The organism is Brachybacterium sp. AOP42-C2-15 (genome assembly GCF_052377065.1).
Taxonomy (GTDB): Bacteria; Actinomycetota; Actinomycetes; order Actinomycetales; family Dermabacteraceae; genus Brachybacterium.
Map to the genome: position 1 here is coordinate 1 of NZ_JBQSWK010000097.1, position 1,569 is coordinate 1,569.

Below are 1,569 nucleotides of genomic sequence, written 5' to 3' on the forward strand. Positions count from 1 at the left end.
CCCTGCGTGTCAGGGTGAGTTGAGACCAGTGGTTCATAGCAAGTCCGCCTTCGCAGGGCGAGATCAGGAACGACCCCGATGAGCATCTCGACTCTCTCCACGCTGCCGTCGTCGACCCGCGATGATGGGTCCATGAGCAGTTCGCATCCCCGCGCCGATGGTCCGCGCCGTCGCCGGTTCACGCCCGAGCAGAAGCTCGCCCACCTGGCCGCCTACGAGGAGGCCTGCGAGCAGCAGCAAGGCGGTGCCTACCTGCGCCGCGAGGGCCTGTATTCCTCGTTGATCACCGAGTGGCGGCGGCTGCGCGATGCCGGCGTGCTGCAGGGCAAACAGCCCGGGCAGGCGATCGGCCGGCCCAGCAAGGAGCAGGCCGAGATCGCCCGGTTGCGGCGCGAGCTGGAGACGACCCAGCAGCGCCTGGATCGCACCGAGACCGCGCTGGAGATCATGGGAAAAGCACGCGCGCTCTTGGAGGACATCTCCGAGAGCGCGGATACCGAGACCAAGCGCAACAAGCGCTGATGAACGCCTACACCGACCTCACCGTCCAGGGGACACCCACCCGGGCCGCGTCGGTCTTGACCGGCATCTCGCGGGCGACAGCCAGTCGCCGGCAGCAGCGCCCGGGGCCACCCGTGCCGCGGGAGGTGGTGCCGGCCAACCGGCTCTCGCGCACCGAACGGGCGAGGGTGCTTGCGGTGCTGACCAGCGACGAGTTCGTCGATGCCACCCCGATACAGATCTTCGCCGAGTTGCTGGACCGTGGGATCTACCTGTGCTCGGTCTCCACGATGTATCGGGTACTGCGGGAGAACACCCTGGTCACAGAGCGTCGCAGGCAGGCCAGGCATCCGGCGAGGGCGATCCCCGAGCTGGTCGCCACGGCACCTGGGCAGGTCTATTCCTGGGACATCACCAAGCTGCCTGGCCCGGTCCGGGGCGTCTACTACGACGCCTACGTGATGATCGATATCTACTCCCGCTACCTCGTCGGCGTCCACGTCCACGCCCGCGAGTCCGGGCCCCTGGCCGAGGAGATGATGCGCGAGGTGTTCGCCATCCACGGCATCCCCGAGGTGGTCCACGCCGACCGCGGCACCTCGATGACCTCGAAGACCGTCGCGACGCTGCTCGCCGATCTGGAGGTCACCCGCTCGCACTCGCGCCCGAAGGTCTCCAACGACAACCCCTACTCCGAGGCCTGGTTCAAGACGCTGAAGTACGCCCCGGTCTTCCCCGACCGATTCGGCTCTCTCAGCGATGCCAGGGCGTTCATGGACGCGTTCCGCGACCGCTACAACCACGAGCACCACCACGGCGGTCTGGGCCTGCACACGCCGGCGGAGGTTCACTACGGCCTCGCCGCCGCGAAGGCCGCCGACCGCGCCGACGTCCTCAACACCGCCCGGAACGCCCACCCCGAACGGTTCAGCACCCCAACTGCCGTCCCGAAGATCCTCACGCTGCCCGACGCAGCCTGGATCAACAAGCCCGCCAACCACGACGACCAGCAGGCCTACCAGACCGCCGCCTGACTCCCACTGGCCTCATTCACCTTGACAAATTCCG

At 67.8% G+C, this 1,569-nt stretch carries 1 protein-coding gene; it reads left to right on the plus strand.

Annotated elements, in window-relative coordinates; all coding sequences use genetic code 11:
• Positions 1-132 precede the first annotated feature (132 nt).
• Positions 133-1,535, plus strand: a protein-coding gene (locus ACT3SQ_RS19175; RefSeq protein WP_420866756.1) for an IS3 family transposase whose coding sequence is annotated in 2 segments (ribosomal slippage) — positions 133-496 and positions 496-1,535 — 1,404 coding nt in all. Because the reading frame shifts where the segments join, the coding sequence is not laid out codon by codon here.
• Positions 1,536-1,569 lie beyond the last annotated feature (34 nt).